Source organism: Streptomyces sp. NPDC088147 (assembly GCF_044741565.1).
In the GTDB taxonomy this organism is placed as follows: Bacteria; Actinomycetota; Actinomycetes; order Streptomycetales; family Streptomycetaceae; genus Streptomyces.
This window is the reverse complement of the sequence record NZ_JBIUSY010000008.1, coordinates 534,185-553,991: the sequence shown is the minus strand read 5'-3', so window position 1 is coordinate 553,991 and position 19,807 is coordinate 534,185. Positions and strand designations below refer to the sequence as shown.

The 19,807-nt window shown below is 70.3% G+C and carries 20 protein-coding genes; 11 read left to right on the top strand and 9 right to left on the bottom strand.

Annotated elements, in window-relative coordinates:
• The first annotated feature begins 46 nt into the window (after positions 1-46).
• The 8 genes from ACIOGX_RS28785 to ACIOGX_RS28750 all read left to right on the top strand — a co-directional run bounded on the left by ACIOGX_RS28785 (position 47) and on the right by ACIOGX_RS28750 (position 8,427).
• Complete coding sequence (locus ACIOGX_RS28785) at positions 47-1,021, top strand: L-tyrosine/L-tryptophan isonitrile synthase family protein (protein ID WP_401917517.1); 975 nt, start codon at positions 47-49, stop codon at positions 1,019-1,021.
• A gap of 14 nt (positions 1,022-1,035) precedes the next feature.
• Positions 1,036-1,896 carry a TauD/TfdA dioxygenase family protein gene (locus ACIOGX_RS28780; RefSeq protein ID WP_401917515.1) on the top strand — a complete coding sequence of 287 codons (861 nt, stop codon included), beginning with the start codon at positions 1,036-1,038 and terminating at the stop codon, positions 1,894-1,896.
• Positions 1,893-3,422 (top strand): 4-hydroxyphenylacetate 3-hydroxylase family protein, encoded by a 1,530-nt coding sequence (locus ACIOGX_RS28775; protein ID WP_387019745.1) that lies wholly within the window; start codon positions 1,893-1,895, stop codon positions 3,420-3,422. The genes ACIOGX_RS28780 and ACIOGX_RS28775 overlap by 4 nt, the downstream gene beginning before the upstream one ends.
• Before the next feature lie 14 nt (positions 3,423-3,436).
• Positions 3,437-5,326 (top strand): asparagine synthase (glutamine-hydrolyzing), encoded by a 1,890-nt coding sequence (gene asnB / locus ACIOGX_RS28770; protein WP_401917513.1) that lies wholly within the window; start codon positions 3,437-3,439, stop codon positions 5,324-5,326.
• Entirely contained in the window at positions 5,326-6,333 is a 1,008-nt protein-coding gene (locus ACIOGX_RS28765; protein ID WP_356516019.1) for a quinone oxidoreductase, read from the top strand. The genes asnB and ACIOGX_RS28765 overlap by 1 nt, the downstream gene beginning before the upstream one ends.
• Positions 6,334-6,374: 41 nt before the next feature.
• Complete coding sequence (locus ACIOGX_RS28760; protein ID WP_401917511.1) at positions 6,375-7,253, top strand: catechol 1,2-dioxygenase; 879 nt, start codon at positions 6,375-6,377, stop codon at positions 7,251-7,253.
• Positions 7,254-7,294: 41 nt separating this feature from the next.
• Positions 7,295-7,807, top strand: coding sequence for a flavin reductase family protein (locus ACIOGX_RS28755; RefSeq protein WP_401917509.1), 513 nt, complete (start codon positions 7,295-7,297; stop codon positions 7,805-7,807).
• Between the two features lie 110 nt (positions 7,808-7,917).
• Entirely contained in the window at positions 7,918-8,427 is a 510-nt protein-coding gene (locus ACIOGX_RS28750; RefSeq protein ID WP_356516025.1) for a DUF4232 domain-containing protein, read from the top strand.
• Positions 8,428-8,525: 98 nt separating this feature from the next.
• Here ACIOGX_RS28750 and ACIOGX_RS28745 read toward each other — a convergent pair whose 3' ends face one another.
• The 6 genes from ACIOGX_RS28745 to ACIOGX_RS28720 form a co-directional block, all read right to left on the bottom strand.
• Positions 8,526-9,449, bottom strand: a complete 924-nt coding sequence (locus tag ACIOGX_RS28745; protein WP_401917507.1) for an XRE family transcriptional regulator — start codon at positions 9,447-9,449, stop codon at positions 8,526-8,528.
• Between the two features lie 176 nt (positions 9,450-9,625).
• Positions 9,626-10,813: a S1 family peptidase gene (locus ACIOGX_RS28740; protein ID WP_401917505.1), complete on the bottom strand. Its 1,188-nt coding sequence runs from the start codon at positions 10,811-10,813 to the stop codon at positions 9,626-9,628.
• 434 nt (positions 10,814-11,247) lie between these two features.
• Positions 11,248-12,036: an SAM-dependent methyltransferase gene (locus ACIOGX_RS28735; RefSeq protein ID WP_401917503.1), complete on the bottom strand. Its 789-nt coding sequence runs from the start codon at positions 12,034-12,036 to the stop codon at positions 11,248-11,250.
• Between the two features lie 86 nt (positions 12,037-12,122).
• Entirely contained in the window at positions 12,123-12,323 is a 201-nt protein-coding gene (locus ACIOGX_RS28730) for a ferredoxin (RefSeq protein ID WP_356516033.1), read from the bottom strand.
• A 50-nt stretch (positions 12,324-12,373) separates the two neighbouring features.
• On the bottom strand, positions 12,374-13,591 hold the full coding sequence (locus ACIOGX_RS28725) for a cytochrome P450 (RefSeq protein ID WP_401917501.1): 1,218 nt from the start codon (positions 13,589-13,591) through the stop codon (positions 12,374-12,376).
• Positions 13,592-13,701: 110 nt separating this feature from the next.
• The gene (locus ACIOGX_RS28720) at positions 13,702-15,192 is read right to left on the bottom strand and encodes an MFS transporter (RefSeq protein WP_401917499.1); all 1,491 of its coding nucleotides are present in this window, start codon (positions 15,190-15,192) and stop codon (positions 13,702-13,704) included.
• A 120-nt stretch (positions 15,193-15,312) separates the two neighbouring features.
• Here ACIOGX_RS28720 and ACIOGX_RS28715 point away from each other — a divergent pair, with 120 nt between their 5' ends.
• Complete coding sequence (locus tag ACIOGX_RS28715) at positions 15,313-15,804, top strand: MarR family winged helix-turn-helix transcriptional regulator (protein WP_401917497.1); 492 nt, start codon at positions 15,313-15,315, stop codon at positions 15,802-15,804.
• A 22-nt stretch (positions 15,805-15,826) separates the two neighbouring features.
• Here ACIOGX_RS28715 and ACIOGX_RS28710 read toward each other — a convergent pair whose 3' ends face one another.
• Positions 15,827-16,402 carry a GNAT family N-acetyltransferase gene (locus ACIOGX_RS28710; protein WP_401917495.1) on the bottom strand — a complete coding sequence of 192 codons (576 nt, stop codon included), beginning with the start codon at positions 16,400-16,402 and terminating at the stop codon, positions 15,827-15,829.
• A gap of 218 nt (positions 16,403-16,620) precedes the next feature.
• On the opposite strand from ACIOGX_RS28710, the gene ACIOGX_RS28705 reads away from it, so the two are divergent.
• Positions 16,621-17,208 (top strand): DUF2975 domain-containing protein, encoded by a 588-nt coding sequence (locus tag ACIOGX_RS28705; RefSeq protein WP_401917493.1) that lies wholly within the window; start codon positions 16,621-16,623, stop codon positions 17,206-17,208.
• Positions 17,208-17,444 carry a helix-turn-helix domain-containing protein gene (locus ACIOGX_RS28700; RefSeq protein ID WP_387019779.1) on the top strand — a complete coding sequence of 79 codons (237 nt, stop codon included), beginning with the start codon at positions 17,208-17,210 and terminating at the stop codon, positions 17,442-17,444. The genes ACIOGX_RS28705 and ACIOGX_RS28700 overlap by 1 nt, the downstream gene beginning before the upstream one ends.
• Before the next feature lie 107 nt (positions 17,445-17,551).
• Here the strand turns inward: ACIOGX_RS28700 and ACIOGX_RS28695 are convergent, their stop codons facing one another.
• Together ACIOGX_RS28695 and ACIOGX_RS28690 are read right to left on the bottom strand one after the other, a co-directional pair.
• On the bottom strand, positions 17,552-18,994 hold the full coding sequence (locus ACIOGX_RS28695) for an MFS transporter (protein ID WP_401917491.1): 1,443 nt from the start codon (positions 18,992-18,994) through the stop codon (positions 17,552-17,554).
• A 131-nt stretch (positions 18,995-19,125) separates the two neighbouring features.
• A complete protein-coding gene (locus ACIOGX_RS28690) occupies positions 19,126-19,596 on the bottom strand; it encodes an RpiB/LacA/LacB family sugar-phosphate isomerase (RefSeq protein ID WP_356516049.1) in 471 nt (156 codons plus the stop codon).
• Between the last annotated feature and the right edge of the window lie 211 nt (positions 19,597-19,807).

Here is a 19,807-nt window from a genome sequence, read left to right as displayed (position 1 = left end):
CGTCGTGAGCCCAGGGTGGAGCGAGTCCCCACTAACAGGAGGCACGGTGTTCGAACTTGCCACCCTCGATACCGAACTGGCCGCCATCGAGGTGATCCGCGACGTGCTGCTGCACCAGCGGAGACTGCGCGGCAGCGGCTGCACCGGCAGGGTCTGCCTGCGGTGCCTACGGCACCACCGAGACGCGATAGCGGAAGCCATGGCTCGGGGCCGGACCATCGAGTTCCTGCTCCCGGCCTTTCCCACCAAGTCCCCCAACCCGGCCAAGGTCCTGGGCCCACTGCCCGACATGGCCGAGGAACTCGCGCTGAGATTCCTCGAATCGCTCTGCGAACGCATCGCCGAGGTCTACCCGCCCGGCGCCCGCATCCTCATCTGCTCCGACGGCCGGGTCTTCAACGACCTGATCGGCGTGAGCGACGAGAACGTCACCCGTTACGTCCACGAGATCAACCGCATGATCGACCGGATCGGCGCCTCCCACCTCGGCCAGTTCACCCTGGACGAGGTCAGTCCGGGCGCCGGCCACGCCCAGCTGCGCGCGAGGCTCACGGACGGCCGCGGCCCCCACCCGGACGAACTGCGCGCCGAGGTGCGCCAGGGCGGCCACATGGTCCAGATGTACCGGGGGATCACCCGCTTCATGCTGGAGGACCTGTCCGTCCCCGAGTACACCGGCAGCCGCGCCGCCCTCCAGCGCCACTGCCGCGAACTCGCCTACGGCGTCATCGCCCGCAGCCGCGCCTGGGACGAACTGCTGGCCGAGCTGTTCCCGGACGCCGTCCGTCTCTCCATCCACCCCCAGCCGTGCAGTACACGGAAGATCGGGCTCCTGCTGGCGGACACCCCCGACGTCTGGCTCACGCCCTGGCACAGCACGGCCGTCGACACCGGCGACGGGCTCTTCACGCTGATGAAGCGTGCCGAGGCCGAGGCGGCGGGGGGCCGGCTGGTGACGGCCCACGGACGCCCCAGCCACTTCGTTCTGCCCCGGGCCCACGCCACCGCCCCCACCCCCTGACAGGAGGCTCCACCATGACCATCGACACCCCGCTCACCGACCAGGGCCTGAGGATCACGGCCCTCGAACCCTTCGGGATCGCCCTCCACGCCGTCGACCGGGACCGTCCGCCGACCGGCCTGCCCGTCGCGCCCCTGCGCGCCCTCGTTCGTGAGCACCGCCTCCTCCTTCTCCGCGGCTTCGCGGGGTTCGCCGAGCCCGACGAACTCTCGGCGTACGGCGAGCGATGGGGGCAGCTCAGCGTCTGGCCGTTCGGCACCGTGCTGGAGCTCGTCCAGCAGGCCGACCCGGCCGACCACATATTCGACCACAGCCACATGCCGATGCACTGGGACGGCATGTACCGGGAGCACATCCCCGAATTCCAGATCTTCCAGTGCGTCCACGCGCCCGGTGAGGGCAACGGCGGCGAGACCACCTTCTCCGACACCGCCGCCGTGCTCGCCGATGCCGATCCCGCAACCCGCGCCCTGTGGTCACGGGCCACGGGCACCTATCACCGGAAGATGGAGTACTACGACAGCACCTGCGTCTCCCCGGTGGTGACACCCCATCCGATTCATGGCACGCCCGTCATCCGGTACAACGAACCCACCGTGGAGGCCGGCGAGACCTTCGTCAACCACCCGGACCTGGAGTTCTCCGGCCTCGCCGACGAGTCGGAACGCGCCGAACTCCACCGCGGCCTGCGTGCCGCCCTGTACGACCCGTCCCACCTCTACGCGCACGTCTGGCGGACCGGCGATCTGGTGGTGACCGACAACCACACGCTGCTGCACGGCCGCAACGCCTTCACCAGCGGCGCGCCCCGGCACCTGCGCCGCGTCCAGGTCCTCGGCGACCCGCCGCTGGCCAACCCGGGGCTGGTTCGATGACGACCACTCAGCCGCGGAAGACCACCGACGCCCTGATGACCGGGGCCGAGTACCTCGAAAGCCTGCGCGACGGCCGTGCCGTGTACGTGGACGGCGAGCAGGTCAAGGACGTGACCACGCACCCCGCCTTCCGCAACTCCGCCCGTTCCATCGCCCGGCTCTACGACGCTCTCCACGACCCCACCACCGCCGGCGTACTCACCGGGGTGGACCCGGACACCGGCATCCGCACCCATCGCTTCTTCAAACCCAGCCGGTCCGCCACCGACCTCGTCCAGGCCGGGGAGGCGATCGCCACCTGGGCCCGCGCGAGCTACGGCTTCCTGGGCCGCACCCCCGAGTACAAGGCCGCCTTCATGGCCGGACTCGGCGTCAACGCCGACTACTACGGCCCGTTCGCCCCCAACGCCACCGCCTGGTACCGCAGGTTCGCCGGCAAGGCGCTCCATCTGAACCACGTCATCATCAACCCGCCGATCGACCGGAAACGCGCCATCCACGACATGGGTGACGTCTTCGTGCACGCGGTGCGCGAGACCGACGCCGGGGTGGTGGTCAGCGGAGCGAAGATGCTCGCCACCGGGTCCGCCCTGACGAACGCGGGGTTCGTGGCCCCGGTCGGCTCGGCCCAGCTGGAGAAGGGCAAGGCGGAACGCTTCGCGCTCGTCTTCTTCGTCCGGATGGACAACCCGGGGGTACGGCTCATCTGCCGCACCCCGTACGAACGGCGAGCCGAAAGCCCCTTCGACTTCCCGCTGAGCAGCCGCTTCGACGAGAACGACAGCGTGCTGCTGCTGGACGAGGCACTGATTCCCTGGGAGGACGTGCTCGTCCACCGCGACACCGAGCGCGCCACCGGCTTCTACGCGGGCTCCGGCTTCCCCAACCTCTACAACTTCCAGTCCGGGATCCGGCTCGGCGTCAAGCTGGAGCTGATGGCAGGGCTCCTCTCCCGGGCCACCCGGGCCAACGGCACCGATGTCTTCCGCGGGGTGCAGGCAGGCCTCGGTGAACTCCTCACCCTGCGCGACCTGGTCCGGGCACTCACCTCCGCCATGGCCCACGATCCCGAACCAGGCCCGGGAGGCACGGTCCTGCCGCGCCTGGAACACGCGTCCGCCATGCGGATGGCGGGCCCCTACATCTGGAACAGGGTGCACGAGCTCTTCGAGAGCCTGCTCGGCGGCGCGCCCCTCGCGGTCCCCTCCAGCGCCCGCGACCTCGCCCATCCCGAACTGCGCCCGCTCATCGACCGCTACTACCGGGGCGCCGACACCTCGGCACTGGAACGGATCAAGCTCTTCAAGCTGGTCTGGGACGCCATCGGCAGCGAGTTCGGGGCCCGCCACGAACTCTACGAGCGCAACTACTCCGGCAACGGCGAGCAGGTCCGGCTGGACGCGCTGCGCTGGGCCGTCCGCCGCGGCAGCCTCGGCCGCTACGAGGAACTGGTCCAGGAGTGCCTGGACGACTACGACACCGACGGCTGGCGCCGGGGCCCCTGGCTCGGCCCCGAGCAGGACTGAGAAAGGAGCGGACCATGTGCGGCATCACCGGATGGATCGACTTCTCCCGAGACCTCACCACCGAGTCCGGCACGCTCGACGCCATGGTGCGGACGCTGATCCGCCGCGGCCCGGACGCCGGCGGCGGCTGGCTCGACACCCACGCCGCGCTCGGCCACCGGCGCCTCGCGGTCATCGACCTGGAGGGCGGGGCCCAGCCCATGGCCACCCCGGAGCGCGGCCCACGCGGCGACCTGCCGCGCGCCGTGATCTCCTACGGCGGCGAGATCTACAACTATCGCGAGCTGCGCGGCGAACTCTCCCTGCACGGGCACCGGTTCACCACGTCCAGCGACACCGAGGTGGCGCTGCGCGCCTACCTCCAGTGGGGCGCCGACTTCGTGCACCGCCTCAACGGCATGTACTCCATCGCCATCTGGGACACCGCGAGCGAGGAACTCCTCCTCGTCCGTGACCGTCTCGGGGTCAAGCCCCTCTACTACCATCCGACCCCGGGCGGTGTGCTCTTCGGATCGGAGCCCAAGGCCATCCTGGCCCACCCGCTGGTGCGGCCGAGCGCTTCCGCGGAGGAACTCTGCGACGCGCTGCTCTTCCTGCGCACACCCGGCCGGGTGCCGCTGCGCGGCATGCGGGAACTCAGGCCCGGCCATCTGCTGCGGGTCGGCCGTGCGGGCCTGCGCGAAGAGCGGTACTGGGCGCTCGAAGCCCGCCCGCACACCGACGACCTGCCCACCACCATCGCCACAGTCCGCGACCTGCTGGACGACATCGTGCCGCGCCAGATGGTCGCGGACGTCCCCTTGGTCGCGCTGCTTTCAGGCGGTCTGGACTCCAGCGCCGTGACCGCCCTGGCCCAGCGCGTCCGCGCCGCCGAGGGCGGGCGGATCTCCACCTTCGCCGTCGACTTCACCGGCCACAGCGAGAACTTCCGCGGTGATCCCGTCCGCCCCACCCCCGACGGCCCCTACGCCCGCGCCGTCGCCGAGCACGTCGGCAGCGCACACCACACCATCACCCTCGACCGGGCCCGGCTTCTCGACCCGGCCGTGCGCAGGACCGTACTGGAGGCCTGGGACCTCCCGTTCAACTTCGCCGACCTGGACATCTCACTGCACCAGCTCTTCGCAGCCGTCCGCGAGCACGCCACCGTGGCACTCTCCGGCGAGGGAGCCGACGAGGTGTTCGGCGGCTACCTCTGGTTCTCCGACCCCGTCGCGCGGGCCGCGGAAACCTTCCCCTGGCTGCGGCTCGGCGCTCACCGCGGCCTCGACCCCCGCGCGCTCTTCCACCCCTGGTTCGTGGAGGGCATCGACCTCGCCACGTACCAGGCCGACCTGTACCGCACCGCGCTGGCCGAGGTTCCCCGACTCGACGGTGAGGGCCCCGAAGAACGGCGCACACGCGAACTCGGCTACCTCACACTCACCCGCTGGCTGCCCATCCTGCTCGACAAGAAGGACCGGATGGGCATGGCGAACGGCCTGGAGGGCCGGGTGCCGTTCTGCGACCACCGCCTCGTCGAGTACCTCTTCAACGTCCCCTGGGCGATGAAGATCTGCACCGGCCAGGAGAAGGGCCTGCTCCGGGAGGCCGCCGCCGACCTGCTGCCGCGGTCCGTACTGCGCCGCACCAAGGCCGCCTACCCCTCCATCCAGGACCCCGCCTACGACCGCGGGCTCATCGCCGGCCTCACCGCCGCGGCTGTCGGCGACGACGCCCCCCTCACCGGCTACCTGGACCCGGCGGCGGTGCGCCGGCTCACCGACAAGACGACGACCGGCACCCTCTCCGAGTTCGAACGCATCCTCCTGGAGTCCACCGTCCGTCTCGGCGACTGGCTGAGCACCTACGGGGTGGATCTCGACCTCGACCCCGACCGCCTCACCCTGCAAGGAGCGCACTGATGTCACAGCGGAACACGGCACCGGACCCGGTGATCCCCGCGATCGAGATCCGGCGGACCGGCGGCCCGGACGTCCTTCTCCCTGTCGACAGGCCGGCTCCCGGCGCGCCGGGACCAGGGCAGATCCTGGTCCGACTCGCCGCCGCGGGCGTCAACTTCATCGACATCTACCGCCGCGAGGGCCGCTATCCGCTGCCCCTGCCCGCCGTGCCCGGTGAGGAGGGCTCCGGCACCGTACTGGCCGTGGGGACCGGCGTCACCCGGTTCTCGGTCGGCGACCGCGTCGCCTGGACCACCGTCCTCGGCAGCTACGCGGGGCAGGTCCTCGTTCCCGAGGAGAAAGCCGTCGTCGTCCCCGACGGCGTCGACCTGCACATCGCCGCCGCCGCACTCGTCCAGGGCATGACCGCCCACTACCTGGTCAACGACTCCTACCGCGCCCAGGCCGGCGAGACCGTACTGGTGCACGCCGCCGCGGGCGGAGTGGGACTGCTCCTCACCCAACTGCTCAAGCGGCGCGGAGTACGCGTCGTCGGCACGGTCTCCAGCCACGAGAAGGAGAAGCTGGCGGCCGGCAACGGCGTGGACGAGGTCATCCGCTACGACCGCTGCCAGGACCTCCCCGCCGAGGTCCGGCGCCTGACCGACGGCGACGGTGTGCACGCCGCCTACGACGGTGTCGGCGCCGCCACGTTCGACGCCAGCCTGGACAGCCTGCGCCGCCGGGGCACGCTGGTCCTCTTCGGCGGCGCCAGCGGCCCCGTGCCACCCGTCGACGTGATGCGGCTGCTCTGGGGCGGCTCGCTGACCCTCACGCGTCCCTACCTGGAGCATTTCCGCGCCACCGTCGAGGAGTTCACCTGGCGGGCCGGAGAGGTCTTCGCGGGAATCACCGACGGCACTCTGCGCATCACCATCGGCGGCACGTATCCACTCGCCCGTGCCCGGGACGCCCACGCCGACCTGGCCGCCCGCCGCACCACGGGCAAGCTGCTCCTCGTCCCGTAGGTCCTGTCCGGGAAGTCTCTCTTCAGAAAGGCGACACGCCCATGGGCGCCATCGTCGGCGCGGGACTGCTCTCCCACGCCCCCGTCATCATGTTTCCCGAACCTCAGCGCGTCCAGGCCAATGGAGGACGCGACTTCACCCTCGCCACCGGCCTCGCCCGGCTCCGCCGCGAGGTGATCGACAGCACCGACCACGACGCCGTACTGGTGCTCGACACCCACTGGGCCACCACCACCGAGACCGTCATCACCGCCCACACCCACCGGTCCGGACGCTTCACCTCCGACGAGATGCCCAGCGAGGTCAGCCAGATCCCCTACGCCATCCCCGGAGACCCGGAACTCGCCCACGCCGTGGCCGCCGTGGCCGAGAAGGATTCGCTCTGGCTCCGCGCCAACGACGACCCCCACCTCCCGATCCACTACGCCACACTCAACCTCTGGAGCTACCTCGGCCGCCCTGACGTGCCGTGGCTCTCCATGTCGGTCTGCCAGACCGCGACCACCGAGGACCACCTGCGGCTGGGAGCGGCCGTCGCCGAGGCTGTCGACGGGATCGCCCGGCGGGTGCTGGTGCTCGCCTCCGGCGGCCTCTCGCACGGCTTCTGGCCGCTGGCCGAACTGCGCGACCGGATGGCCGGCGACCCGGCCAACATCGTCAGCCCCGAGGCCCGCGCCGCCGACGAGCAACGCGTCGCCTGGCTGGAGGCCGGCCGCCACGACCGGGTCATCGCGACCATGCCGGAGTACCGACGGCACTCCCCGGAAGGCGACTTCGGCCACTACCTGACGCTCGCCGGCGCCCTCGGCGGCCCCGGATGCACCGCCGCCGCGCGCCGCTACGGCGAGTACGAGAACGCCATCGGCACCGGCCAGGTGCATCTCTGGTTCGACCACCCCGCCGGGTGCGGGGCCAACTGACCCGCGCACCACCCTCATCCATCCGACGTCAAGGAGACCCGGTGGCGATCGATCCGCAGCAACTCCGCACCTGCCTCGGCTACTTCGCCACCGGCGTCACCGTCGTCAGCTGCCTGGTGGGCGAGACCCCCCACGGCGCGACCGTGAACGCCTTCACCGCGGTCTCCCTCGACCCGCCGCTCGTCCTGGTCTCCCTCTCCCGTACCTCGAAGGCGGCCCGGCTCCTGGCCGGCCGGCCGTTCACCGTCAACGTCCTGTCCGAGGAGCAACGAGACCTCGCTCTACGGTTCGCGGGCCGCCCGGAGGCTCCCGGCACTCCTCCCGCCTGGCTGCCCGCGCCATCGGGCCTGGCACCCGCCCTCAGCGGTTCGCCGGCCACCTTCTCCTGCTCGCCCTGGGCCTCCTACGACGGCGGCGACCACGTCCTCTTCCTCGGCCGCGTCGAACGGCTCGCGCACCACTCCGAGGCCGGTCCCCTGCTCTTCTACCGCGGCTCCTTCCACTCCGCCCTCACCCGTGGGGCCCACGAACCGGCCCACGTACCGGCGACCTGACTGTGGCCGTCCTGAGACATTCGCCGCGAGAGGGGGCGGGCAGGAATGGTGTCGACCATGGTCCTGACGGTGCACACGCGCAGGGCCATTGAGCAAGGCAAGGAGTGTTCATGATGCGTACCAACCGGAAGATCGCCGTCACCCTCGCTGCCACTGTGCTGGTGGGCACCGCGGGCGCGGGATTCGCGCAGGCTTCGTCGACGACGGGCAGGAGCGCTGCCCCGTCCGCCTGCCGTCCGGCCAACCACACCGCGAAGATCACCGATGCGCCCAGCAGCGCGGGGCACCGTCACTACCGTGTCACCCTCACCGCGGCGCGCGGGTACGAGCCGTGCGAGCTGGCGGGTTCGCCCACCGACGTGCGGTTCTCGGACCACGGCTCGGACAGCGGGGTCACCGCCGGCCGCTACGGCGAGCAGGGGAACGTGGTGACCTTCGGCCCGGGACACCCGGTGCACTTCGACATCCAGGTTCCGAACCACGGCCGCGGCACCACCGCGGACGAGGCGTCGTTCACGCTCCGGGCTCCCGGCGGGCAGATCCCCGGCACGTCGTTCGCCGAGGGCACGCTCACGGTGGCCGCGGGCACCCTCGTCGGACCGGTCCAGCGGGGCGCCTGACCCGGCGGTGTCACCGGGACGCCTGTCTCCCATCGCGGAGGTGCTGTGCCCGCCCGGAGGCGACCGGCGCGCTGTGAGGAGGCGTGAACCGTACGCGGTCACGCCTCCTCGGGGTCCGCCGCCCGCTTGCGTGGTCTCTGCCACGAGATGCCATGAACGCCCGCGGGACAGCGCCCGGGAGCCGCATGCACGGAGTGCGAGGCGTCCGGTGCCACCCGGTGGTTGTACGACGCCTCCGCCTCGTAGCTCTCGCGGTAGTAGCGGTGACAGAGCTCCGGCAGCGCCGCCGGATGGAAGTAGACCTGGAGCAGGTAGTCGCGCAGCCGGGTGCGGGTCCGGCGTTCGTAGTGGTCGTCCAGTCCGTCGCCGGATTCGACATGCACCGTGTAGTCGATGACGACCGTCTCGTTCTTCGCCAGTCTCCGCCCGAATCTCACATCGATGACAACAGTGCCCATGCGCGGCAGAAAGCGCATCGCCCCCGGGACGCCGCAGCGCACGTCGGCACGGACTGCCCGAGCGCCGCTGTCGAAGGTGTGGACGGTGGTGAAGCGGTCGGCGCCCTCGCGAGTCGCTCGCATCACCTGCTGGATGGAGAGGGAGCTGAGCCGGAAGTGTTCGTCGATGGTGACGGTCTCCCGGATGCTCAGGACGCTGACGTCCTCGTTGAGAGCGGCGAACTCCGCGCCGAGAACCTGTTCCGCCAGGGAGTTCTCCCCGAAGACACGGCGGGAGGCTGTCAGATCGTGAGCCGGGGGCGCCATCCGTCCGCGCGGGCGGTACGGGCGCAGCGCGGAACGCAGTGTGCCCGGCGGCAGTGCGAGGATGGACTCCAGGGCGTCGACGGCACGCAGCGAGTCGGCGCGTTCCGGTTCGCTTCTGCCGCGCTGCCAGTAGCTGAGTGTCGTCAGGCTGATGCGGATGCCGCGCGTCGCGAGCCGGTGGCGTACCCGCTCCAGCGAGAGTCCGCTCGCTCTGATCGCCTGCTGGAACACGTCGGCGAACGCGGGTGTTTCGTGCATCTGCGGCACGGCGGGCCGCGGGGGATGGGTGTGGGGGGTCAAGGATCCGGCTTCCGATGGCGTCCGGCCGGTCGTGCGAGGGGGGAGAACCGGCGGAATGGGGAACGGGCCGCTCACCGTAACCGATGGGCGGCCCGTCCCGGCAGACCGACAGACGAATCCGTCAGTCTCGGTGATCAGTTGGTGTTGAGTGTGAGCCCGTAGTGGTCGAGGGCGTCGTCCAGGGGCTGGAAGTACGACGAGCCGCGGGAGTTCACCGTGCCGTCGCACCGCTGGGCGCTGGGACCACCCGATGTCATGCCCTGAGCCTGGTTGCCGGAGATGTACGCGCCGCCGCTGTCGCCGCCCTGCGTGCAGACCGAGGAGCTGCCCAGCCCGGTGACGACGGTCTGGGGGCCGCCGTTCGGGTCGGTGTAGGTGACGGACACGTCATACGAGTCGATCTTTCCGCAGGTCCATTGTGTTGTGCGGCCCGACTTGCACACATCGGCCCCGACGGGGGCGCGCTCGGCACCCGCCACGGCGACGGTGCCCGCCTTGCCCCAGGTGCCGACCTCGGTGGTTATGGAACTGCCCTCGTCGACGGCCGCGATGCCCATGTCGACACTGTCCTGGCCGAGTGCGAACCGGCTGTCGGTTCCCTCGGCGAAGCGTTCGCCGTTGTGCGACAGAACGGGCAGGTTCTCGATGCAGTGACCGGCCGTGACGAGGAACTGCCGGCCGGAAGCGTCCTGGGCTCCGTATCCGACGGAGCATACGTAGCCGTCGAAGGCCATCTCGTCGCCGGGGGAAACGGCGCCCTGAGTGCTCAGCTTCTGCGCGGCGTTCACCACGCGCACCGCGTCCCCGTGGGCCCGCGCGGCCTTCAGGAAGGACTTGGCCGCGGTGCTCTTGTCGCTGTTCACCTTCACGGTGACGGTGTCGGACGCGAGATCGACGGCCCAGGCACTGATGCCGGTGGGCGCCTGAGCGAGCGCCAGCTTGTCCAGCGTGGCCTTGATGGCGTTCAGTGTGCCTTCGCCGTGCTCGGCGACGCGCGCGTTCAGACCGGCGCCCTCGATGCGCTTCTCGGCGGCGTTCCCACGGGCGTTGACGACGAGGTCGCCCTTCGCGTCGAAGTAGGTGCCGTCCATGGCGACGCCCTGCTCGCCGAGGGACGACAGTCTGGCCTGCTGGTCCGCCTGGCGGTCGAGCCGGTCCGTCGCGGCGCTCTCGCTGACTCCGAGCGAGGTCGCCAACGCCGCGACCATTCCCTGGTCGTAGCGCGGAGCGGTGTTCTCGACCGCCTGCCCGCTGGCGGCCGTGGTGAGGGACAGCAGCGCGCCCGCCGCGGCGGCCGCGAAGATCTTCCGGGAGATTCCCACAGGTGTTCCTTCCGGTCTCAGAGCACACGGCCGTACATGGGGATCACGACGGTGCGAAAGGATCGCGTCGTCGGGTGACCGTGTGTCCGGCGTCCGACGAGGTGATCGCCGGACACTGCGGGGAACTGTGGCCCGTGATCGCGGCCGGTACAAGGCAGTCTTCCGCCCCTGAATTTCACAGAGTTGGGGCTCTCTGTTGAAGTACGTTCCGCGCACCCGCCGTCCCGAGGACTCGCACCCACCGGGTTCCGGCCACGAACGGCACCTGAACCGCGCGTGGCCCGCGAGCGTCGGCCAGGGGTCGCTCCTCCATCGCTCACCGCGGATGAGCGATCTGCCGGGCGGGCGCCGGCCGACGCGTTCGCCGCACCACGCTCGCGAACGCTTCCGGGGCCGGTCCCGCGTGTCCGTTCAACAGGGGGTGCCTACGCGGGTCACGCCTTGTGGGCGACGTATCCCCACTGGTCGACGTCCGGGTCCGTCGTTCCCTCGGGATACCACCTGTTGATGGGGCCGAGGCCGGGCGGGGGGATGGTCAGGCCGGAAGCCATCGCTGTCATCTCGTCGGCGGTGCTCGCGACGTACGGGAGCGTGCCGGAGGCGGCGTAGGTCTCGTTCGCCGCGTTGACGGCCGGCGAGGCCAGCGTGGTGCACAGGACCAGACGGCTGCCGGGGGCCAGACGGTCCATGTAGGTCCGCACCAACCGCGCGGCCTCGACCGGGTTCTGGACGTGGCCGATGGTGGAGAGCAGCATCAGCGCGACGGGGCGCTCCAGGTCCAGCGTCCGCGCCGCACGGGCGAGAACCGTGCCGGGGGCGGTCAGATCGGCGTCGATGTAGTCGGTGGCGCCCTCCGGTGTGCTGGTGAGCAGCGCGTGGGCGTGGGACAGGACGATCGGGTCGTGGTCGACGTACACGATCCGGGCATCGGGGGCGACGCCCTGGGCGACCTCGTGGGTGTTGTCCGCGGTCGGCAGACCGCTGCCGAGGTCGAGGAACTGCCGGACCCCCGCCTCGCCCGCCAGGTGACGGACCGTACGCCCGAGGAACGCGCGGCTCGCGCGGGCGATGTCGACCGCGGCGGGCCACTCGGCCTTGAGCTGCTCACCCAGCCGTCGGTCCGCTTCGAAGTGGTCCGTTCCGCCCAGCAGGTAGTTCCAGAACCTTGCGGAGTGAGGCTTCTCGGGCTGGAGGTCCAGGTCCGGCGTGACGTTGTCGGTCATCGGTGCTTCCTTCCGGGAACGGCGGGGCGGGTGCTGGGGGACGGCTCGAAGACGGCTCCCGGCCGTCCCCCGGGCTGGTGCTGTTCCTACGTCTCGTCGCTGACGAGGATGGCGGTCGCGGGGCAGACGGCGGCGGCTTCGCGCACCGCGGCGTGCTGCGCCGGGGCGGGTTCGGGGGCGAGGAGGATGACGACGCCGTCATCGTCACGCTGGTCGAACACCTCCGGGGCGACCAGCACGCACTGTCCGGCGCCGCAGCACTTGTCCTCGTCGACAGTGACCTTCATGGGGCTTCTCTCTTCCTGAATGGTTGTCACGGCCCGAGCCGGACAGGGAGTTACCAGCAGACGGGCACCTGGCGCAGTCCGCCCACCAGGAGTCCTTCCACCCGCTCCAGGTCTTCGATGGGGACAGCCAGTTCGAGGGTGGGCAGCTTGCGCAGCAGTGCTTCCAGGACGACCTGGAGTTCGGTGCGGGCCAGCGCCTGCCCGAGGCAGGAGTGGGGGCCGGCGCCGAAGATCAGGTGGGGGTTGGGGGTGCGGGCGAGGTTCATCTCCTCGGCGTCGTCGAAGACGTCGGCGTCGCGGTTGGCCGCCGGCATGCTGCAGATCACGGTGGTGCCGCGCGGGACCGTCTCGTCGCCGATCACGATGTCCTCGCTGATGTAGCGCCTGAGGCCGAATCCGAGGTTGGTGTCGAAGCGGAGTGCTTCCTCGACGGCGGTGCGTACGAGCGTGGGGTCGTCCAGGAGTTGTTGCCAGCGGCTGCGGTCGGCGAGGAGCATGGCCACCATTTTGCCGATCATATTGGCAGTGGTCTCGTGTCCTGCGACCAGAAGGCCCATGCCGGTGGCCACGAGTTCGGAGTCGGAGAGCCCGTGGCCCTCGCCCTCGCCCTCCTTGATCATCATGCTGAGGAGGTCGTCGGCCGGGTTGTTCCGCTTGGCGGCGATGTGGTCGGACATGTACTGGACGAACTCGGTCTGCGCGGTCTCGATCTCCTCCTTGGAGAAGCGGGTGAGACTGAGCATCGCGTCGGACCAGTGGGAGAAGCGGTCCCGGTCGGTCGCGGGTACGCCCAGCATGTCGCAGATGACGTACACGGGCAGCAGGAAGCCCACGTTCGCCTTGAGGTCGGCGGGGTGGCCGCGCTTGACCATGTCGTCGATGAGCTGGTCGGCCGTGGCGGTCATCCTGGGCCGCAGCGCTGTCATGCGCTTGGCCGTGAACCACTTGCTGACCTGGCGCCGCCACTGCTGGTGGGGTTCTCCCTTGACGGGCAGGGAGAGCGGGTTGTTGCTGGTGACAGCGGATCCACCCGCTCCGTCGGGCGCGAGGCGGGCCGCGTTGTCGGCGGCGGTGGGGCGGGCGAAGCGGGGGTCGGACAGCAGGGCTTTCACGTCCTCGTGCCGGGTGAGGAGCGCCGCGTGGTCGCCGCTGGGCAACTCGACGCCGGCGACCGGGCATTGCCGGCGCAGACGTTCCCAGTCGGCCGGCGCGTCCAGCGCCCCCTCGACGGGCAGGGGGTAACGCACGGTCTGTTCGCTCTGGCTCATACGGAATCTCCCTCGTCAACGGTGGTGTTCTCGTCCGACGGCCGATGCCGCCGTCCCGCTCGGTCCTGTCGGTGGTTTCCCCCTGGGGTCCATGGGAACGTGGTCCGCTGTCACAGCCGGGGCGATTCGGTTGTTCCGCCTTCGCGGCCGGCGTGGCCGGGCAGGCGCGCGGGGCCGCTCGCGCCGGAATCCGCGGCGCGCGGAGCGCCGGGAGCCGGGGCGTCGCGGGGGATGGCGAGTGTCAGCAGTGCGGCGGCCAGAGCGGCGCCGCCGCCGATGAGGGCCGCGACACGGAAGCCGTTCTGCGTGGGTACGGAGTAGCCGCCGAGGCTGTGGCTCATCTGCGCCAGGACGACGCCGGTGACGGCACTGGACACCGAGAGCCCGATGGAACGCATCAGGGCGTTGAACCCGTTGGCCGCCGCGGTCTCGGACCGGGGAACGCTGGACATGATGAGGGCGGGCATCGCGCCGTAGGCGAAGGCCACACCGATACTGACGACGCTGCTGAAGATCACGATGCCGAGGACCGAGCCCATCAGGGGAAGCGCGAGTACGTAGCCGACGGTGACGATCAGGGCGCCGGTCAGCAGCGAGGTCCGTGGTCCCGAGCGGGCGGACAGCCTGGCCCCGAGCGGGGAGAAGGCCATCATGGCGAGTCCGGTGGGCACCATCCACAGTCCGGCCGCGAACATGGATTGGCCCAGACCGTAGCCGAGTGACGTGGGCAGTTGCAGAAGCTGGGGCGCGACGAGGGACTGTGCGAACATCGCGAAGCCGATCAGGACCGAGGCCAGGTTGGTCAGCAGGACTCGGCGACGGGCCGTGGCCCGCAGATCGACCAGCGGGTGGACGGTGCGCAGTTCGAACCATCCCCAGGCGAGGAGGATGACGACAGCCGCCGCGAGCAGACCGACGGTCGTCGCGCTGGTCCAGCCCCATTCGGCGCCCTTGGACACGGCGAGCAGCAGGCAGACGAGTCCGGCGGCGAGTCCCAGCGCGCCCGGGATGTCGAAACGGCCCTTCGCGGCCGGCGGGACGTGCGGCAGGCAGCGTGCGACGGTGAGGCCGGTCAGGGCGCTGACGGCTGCCGATCCCCAGAACAGCACGTGCCAGTCGAAGTTCTGGACCACAGCCGCCGACAGGGGCAGTCCGAGCGCGCCGCCGATCCCCAGTGACGAACTCATGAACGCCACCGACGTGCCCATGCGTTCGGGTGCCACGACGTCCCGCATGGTGCTGATCCCGAGCGGGACAACGCCCATGCCGATGCCCTGCACGGCCCGGCCCGTCACCATGGGGACGAGGGAGCTGGTCAGGGCACAGATCAGGGATCCGGCGACGAGCAGAGTCACACAGACCAGCAGCAGACGGCGCTTGCCGTACAGGTCGCCCAGACGACCGAACACGGGAGTCGCGACGGCGCCCGTGAGCAGGGGCGCGGTGATCACCCATGAGGCGCTGGAGGCGGACGTGTGCAGCAGCCCCGGTAACTCACCGACCAGCGGGATCATCAGCGTCCCCATCAGGGAGGCCACGATGCCCGCCGCGGCCAGGGCGGCGACCGTACCGGAGCGCGCCGCGGGTGCGGAAGCAGTCATGGAAGTGCACACTACACAGATAATGCATGATGCACAACGATTGCATTATGCATGGCGGGTGCATGGTGCACTTCGTGGCGTATTGTGGGCGCGTCCCTACGGAAGTCGAAGGCGGTTGCCATGGATGCCGAACAGGCCGGGGAGCGTCTCGAACGGGAGCTGCTGATCCTCACGCGGCACCGCGAGATGACGGCACCCCGTCGTCCGCACGGCGGCGATGCCCTCGACCGCAGCGCCTACGTGCTCCTCAACCGGCTCGAAGCGCAGGGCCCCATGTCCGTTGCCGACTTCGTCGACGCCTTCGGCCTGGCCGCCTCCACCTTCACCCGGCAGACGGCCGCCCTGCTCAAAGACGGACTCGTCGAACGGATGCTGGACCCCGCCGGAGGCGTGGCCCGCAAATTCCGCATCACGCGCGAAGGCAGGGACCGCGTCACCGCGGACCGTGACAAGGTCGTCGCGGGACTGGCCGAGGTGGTCGCCGACTGGCCCCCCGAGCGCCTCGGCCGCTTCCTCGACGACCTCCAGCAGTTCAACACGGACATCGAACGCCTCACCGGCAGAGCCTGGCCCCGCCGGCCCTCTCGGGGGGCCGCGTACCCCTCTCCCTGAGGCCGCTCCGGGCGACTGCGGGTCAGGTGGTCTGCCGGTAGTGGCCGTCCGTGCCGACGGCTCCGACGGCTCCGACGGCTCCGGCGGGGACAGCGGCGGGCGTGCGCTCGCCGGTGGCGTCCACCAGTGATTTGGCGTAGCAGCGGCTCAGCTCGTGGAAACGGTAGTGGCCGAACTTGGCGCAGGGTTCGTAGCCGCTGGAGAGGTAGAGGGAGATGGCTTCCGGCTGTTTGGTGCCGGTCTCCAGAACCATGCGCGTGCGGCCCGCGGCGCGAGCGTCGTCCTCCAGAGCGGCCAGGATCCGCCGGGCCAGACCATGCCCCCGCACCTCCGGGGTCACATACATGCGCTTGATCTCCGCGTCACCGTCCGCGTATCCGTCCTCGTTCTTCTCCTGGGTGCGCCAGCCGCCGGTCGCGACCGGGGCGCCCCGGTCGTCGTAGGCGATCAGGTAGAGGCCCCGCGGCGGTTCGAACATGCCGGGTGCGAGAGGCGTGGCGTCGCCCTCGTCCCCGTAACGCTCGGCGTACTCGCCCTGTACGCGGTCGTTGAGCTTGACGGCGTCGGGGTGATCGAAGGAGGTGGCTCGAACATTCACGCTGTAGACCGTACTTGTATCCGGCCTGGTGGGTGGGTGAATTGCGTCTCACCGTCCATTCAAACGCCGAGGAAGGCCGACTGTGCCCGGCCCGGGAACCGCGGAACAACGCGCCGCGCCCGTCGGGGGCCGCCTCGTTGCCGACGGCCATGGACTTGTCGAATATCGATATGCCGGTCTAGTCTTGAGCATATCGAAAATCGATAGGGAGCGATGTGATGAACGCGCGACTCACCAGGACCCTGGCCTCGGTGACCTTTGTCCTGGCGGTACTCGGCGGGCTTGCCTTCGCCGGCACGGCGGTCACCCGCATGCTCGACGACGGAGCGGTCTGCGTACAGACGGGCTTCTGGGCCAATGCCTCACTGGCACCGGACAGCCTGCCGATCGGCAAGGGCGTGGAGGCGTCCGGCAGTGCCACGCGCCTCTGCCAGGACAGTCCCTCCGCGGGGCAGCGCGCCGCCGACCTCGGGGGCGAACTGCCCTGGCTGCTGTTCGGCTCCCTCGCGCTGCTGCTCTTCTCCCAACTGCTCAAAGCCGTCCTGGAGCGGGGGCCGTTCACCGAGGCGGTCTCGCGACGGCTCACCGTCGTCGGCTGGTTCGTCGCCGTGGGCACACCGCTGGCCGGCCTGGTCGTCGGCTGGTCACAGTCCTGGCTCGTCGGGAGCATGGCACCGATCGTGGGTTCAGGGCCGACCGTCTCCGGCTCGCTCGTGCTCGTTCTCCCCGGCCTCGCGGCCGTGATCATGGGGAAGATCATGCGCGACGGCGTGCGCATGCGAGAGGACCTCGAAGGGACCATCTGATGCCCGAGGAGGAACTCCACGCGATCCAGATCCACCTCGACCGGCTCCTTGCCGAGCGCGGTCTCACGCTCACCGAACTGTCCGCGCAAGTGGGCATCACCGTCGTCAACTTGTCCGTGCTCAAGAACGGACGGGCCAAAGCCATCCGCTTCTCGACCCTGTCGAAGATCTGCGAAGCCCTTCGGTGCCAGCCGGGAGATCTGATCACCCACCATCCCACCGAACCCACCCCATGAGACGTGTGCCGCCTCTCCGACGCGTGTGCGGGGGAGAGCCTGTGGCCGGCCGCCGCCGGGCTCCGGTACCGCCGCCGGGCTCCGGTACCGGCGCGGGCGCACCGGCGTCAGAACCGGCGTACCGACTTCGTATCGCCGGCCTTGTCTCCCGGGTCCTCGCCGGGCTCGCCCTCCGTGGTACCCGCGCCCCGTGGCCGCGGGACCGCGGGCAGCCGCCCGCTCGCCGTGGCCGTCTCCGCGGCGGCCCGTTCCCGCGGCCCCCAGGTCTCCTTCGTGGTGGCCACCCCGAGCAGTCCGATGAGGCCGATGGCCACATAGAAGCCCGCCGGTCCCGTCCAGCCGAACGATTCGGCGAGCAGCACCGCGAGGAACGGCGCGAACCCGGCGACGGACGCCGCGATCTGGTACCCCAGGGAGGCGCCGGACGTGCGGGTGTTGGTCTTGAACAGCTCCGCGAACCACGCCGCCTGAGTGCCCGTCAGGGCTGCGTGGATCAGGCTGATGGTGACCAGGAAGGTCAGCACGATGAGGACGGGGTTGCCGGTGTTGGCCATCAGATACATCGGGAACCCGAAGGCGACGGCCAGCAGGCATCCGGCCAGGTACAGCGTCCGCCGCCCGATCCGGTCGGTCAGCGCCCCGGAGAGCACCGTCGTACCGACGGCGAGCAGGCTGGCGATGACGATGCCGGCCAGCGCGACCCCGCGGTCGTCCGCGTCGCGGTCGGTGATGTACGACAGCAGGTAGGTGGCCGTGAGGTAGTACGCGCAGGACTCGACGACGCGCAGCGCGATGATGCGCAGGATGTTGCGCCAGTCGTCACGCAGCACGGTCAGGACCGGGTTCCTGACCGTCTCGCCGCTCGCCTTGCTCTGCTCGAACTCCGGCGATTCCGTGAGTTTCACACGGACGACGAGGCCGACGACGATGAGTACGGAACTGGCGAGGAACGGGATGCGCCAGGCCCAGTCGCTGTCGAGCGAGATGGACAGCAGGAAGGCGATGTTGGCGAGAGCGATTCCCAGCGGGTTGCCCGCCTGAGGTATCGCGGCGTACAGGCCGCGCCGCCTGCGCGGGGCATGCTCGTACGCCATCATCACGGCGCCGCCCCACTCCGCGCCGAAGGCGAGGCCCTGTACGCAGCGGATCAGGACGAGCAGGATCGGGGCGGCGATGCCGGCCTGCGCGTAGGTGGGCAGCATGCCGATCAGGACGGTGGCGATGCCCATGGTGAGCAGGGCGGCCACCAGAACGGGCTTGCGGCCGTACTTGTCGCCGAGATGACCACCGATGGCACCGCCGATGGGGCGCATCAGGAAGCCGACGCCGAGCGTGACGAAGGCCAGGAGAGTGCCGACCACCGGGTCGGACTCGGGGAAGAAGACATCGCCGAAATAGAGGGCGGACGCGGTGCCGTACGCGACGAAGTCGTAGTTCTCGACACACGTTCCGGCGGCGGCTCCGAGCGAGGTCCTGAGCTTGCCCGGCGAGCCGTCCTGGTCGGGCGCGGTGGTGGGGTTCTCGGACGGCGCGTTGCGGTTCGCGCTCATGCCGTATCTCCTTTGATCAGCGGTACGTGGTACGGGTTCTGCCGCGGGGTGGTTCGTGAGCGCCCCGTCGGGGAGCCGGGGCTTGTCCGCGGGGAAGGGACGGGATCGGCTGGGTGCGGGGGACGGGGCCGTCAGGCTTCCGCGGTGAGTTCGCGGGCCGACCTCAGTTCCAGCTCACGGAGCTTGGCGACCCGGCGGACGGTGTCCGTGTCGTTGTCGAACGTCGCGCCGAGGAACGCCTCGATGACCGCGCCCGCCATCGCGGGGCCGATCAGCCAGGCGCCCATCGCGATGGCGTTGGCGTCGTCGTGCTCGACGGCCTGGTGGGCCGAGTACACGTCGTGGCCGAGACCGCAGCGGATCCCGGCGATCTTGTTGGCCGCCATGAGAGCGCCCGCACCGGTGCCGCACACGAGCACGGCGCGGTCGGCCTCGCCGGTGCGCACGGCGTCGCAGGTGGCGAAGGTGATGTCGGGGAAGTCGACCGGTGTATCGCTGTCGGTGCCGCGGTCGAGCACCTGATGACCGAGGCCTTCCAGGATTCCGCGTACATGCTCCTTGAGTGCGTATCCGGCGTGGTCGTTGCCCAGGGCGATGCGCATATGTCAGTCCTTGAGAGTGATTGGCGGGAGAGGTTAGGGCAGGTGGGACGGCGGAGAAGGAGGAGCCACGAAGACGGCTCCATCGGCGGAAGTCCGGTCGCAGGGCTCCGCCATCTCCGTTCATGACGTGGACGGCAGGGAACAGCACGGGACGGCGAACGCCCTCAGGCGTCGGCTCCCCGATACGTACGTACAGAAGGACAGTTGTGGT

Coding starts and splice junctions, on each gene's coding strand:
- ACIOGX_RS28780 (WP_401917515.1), top strand. CDS start 1,036: ATGACCATCGACACCCCGCTCACCGACCAGGGCCTGAGGATCACGGCC.
- ACIOGX_RS28775 (WP_387019745.1), top strand. CDS start 1,893: ATGACGACCACTCAGCCGCGGAAGACCACCGACGCCCTGATGACCGGG.
- asnB (WP_401917513.1), top strand. CDS start 3,437: ATGTGCGGCATCACCGGATGGATCGACTTCTCCCGAGACCTCACCACC.
- ACIOGX_RS28765 (WP_356516019.1), top strand. CDS start 5,326: ATGTCACAGCGGAACACGGCACCGGACCCGGTGATCCCCGCGATCGAG.
- ACIOGX_RS28760 (WP_401917511.1), top strand. CDS start 6,375: ATGGGCGCCATCGTCGGCGCGGGACTGCTCTCCCACGCCCCCGTCATC.
- ACIOGX_RS28750 (WP_356516025.1), top strand. CDS start 7,918: ATGATGCGTACCAACCGGAAGATCGCCGTCACCCTCGCTGCCACTGTG.
- ACIOGX_RS28745 (WP_401917507.1), bottom strand. CDS start 9,449: ATGCACGAAACACCCGCGTTCGCCGACGTGTTCCAGCAGGCGATCAGA.
- ACIOGX_RS28735 (WP_401917503.1), bottom strand. CDS start 12,036: ATGACCGACAACGTCACGCCGGACCTGGACCTCCAGCCCGAGAAGCCT.
- ACIOGX_RS28730 (WP_356516033.1), bottom strand. CDS start 12,323: ATGAAGGTCACTGTCGACGAGGACAAGTGCTGCGGCGCCGGACAGTGC.
- ACIOGX_RS28725 (WP_401917501.1), bottom strand. CDS start 13,591: ATGAGCCAGAGCGAACAGACCGTGCGTTACCCCCTGCCCGTCGAGGGG.
- ACIOGX_RS28720 (WP_401917499.1), bottom strand. CDS start 15,192: ATGACTGCTTCCGCACCCGCGGCGCGCTCCGGTACGGTCGCCGCCCTG.
- ACIOGX_RS28715 (WP_401917497.1), top strand. CDS start 15,313: ATGGATGCCGAACAGGCCGGGGAGCGTCTCGAACGGGAGCTGCTGATC.
- ACIOGX_RS28705 (WP_401917493.1), top strand. CDS start 16,621: ATGAACGCGCGACTCACCAGGACCCTGGCCTCGGTGACCTTTGTCCTG.
- ACIOGX_RS28700 (WP_387019779.1), top strand. CDS start 17,208: ATGCCCGAGGAGGAACTCCACGCGATCCAGATCCACCTCGACCGGCTC.
- ACIOGX_RS28695 (WP_401917491.1), bottom strand. CDS start 18,994: ATGAGCGCGAACCGCAACGCGCCGTCCGAGAACCCCACCACCGCGCCC.
- ACIOGX_RS28690 (WP_356516049.1), bottom strand. CDS start 19,596: ATGCGCATCGCCCTGGGCAACGACCACGCCGGATACGCACTCAAGGAG.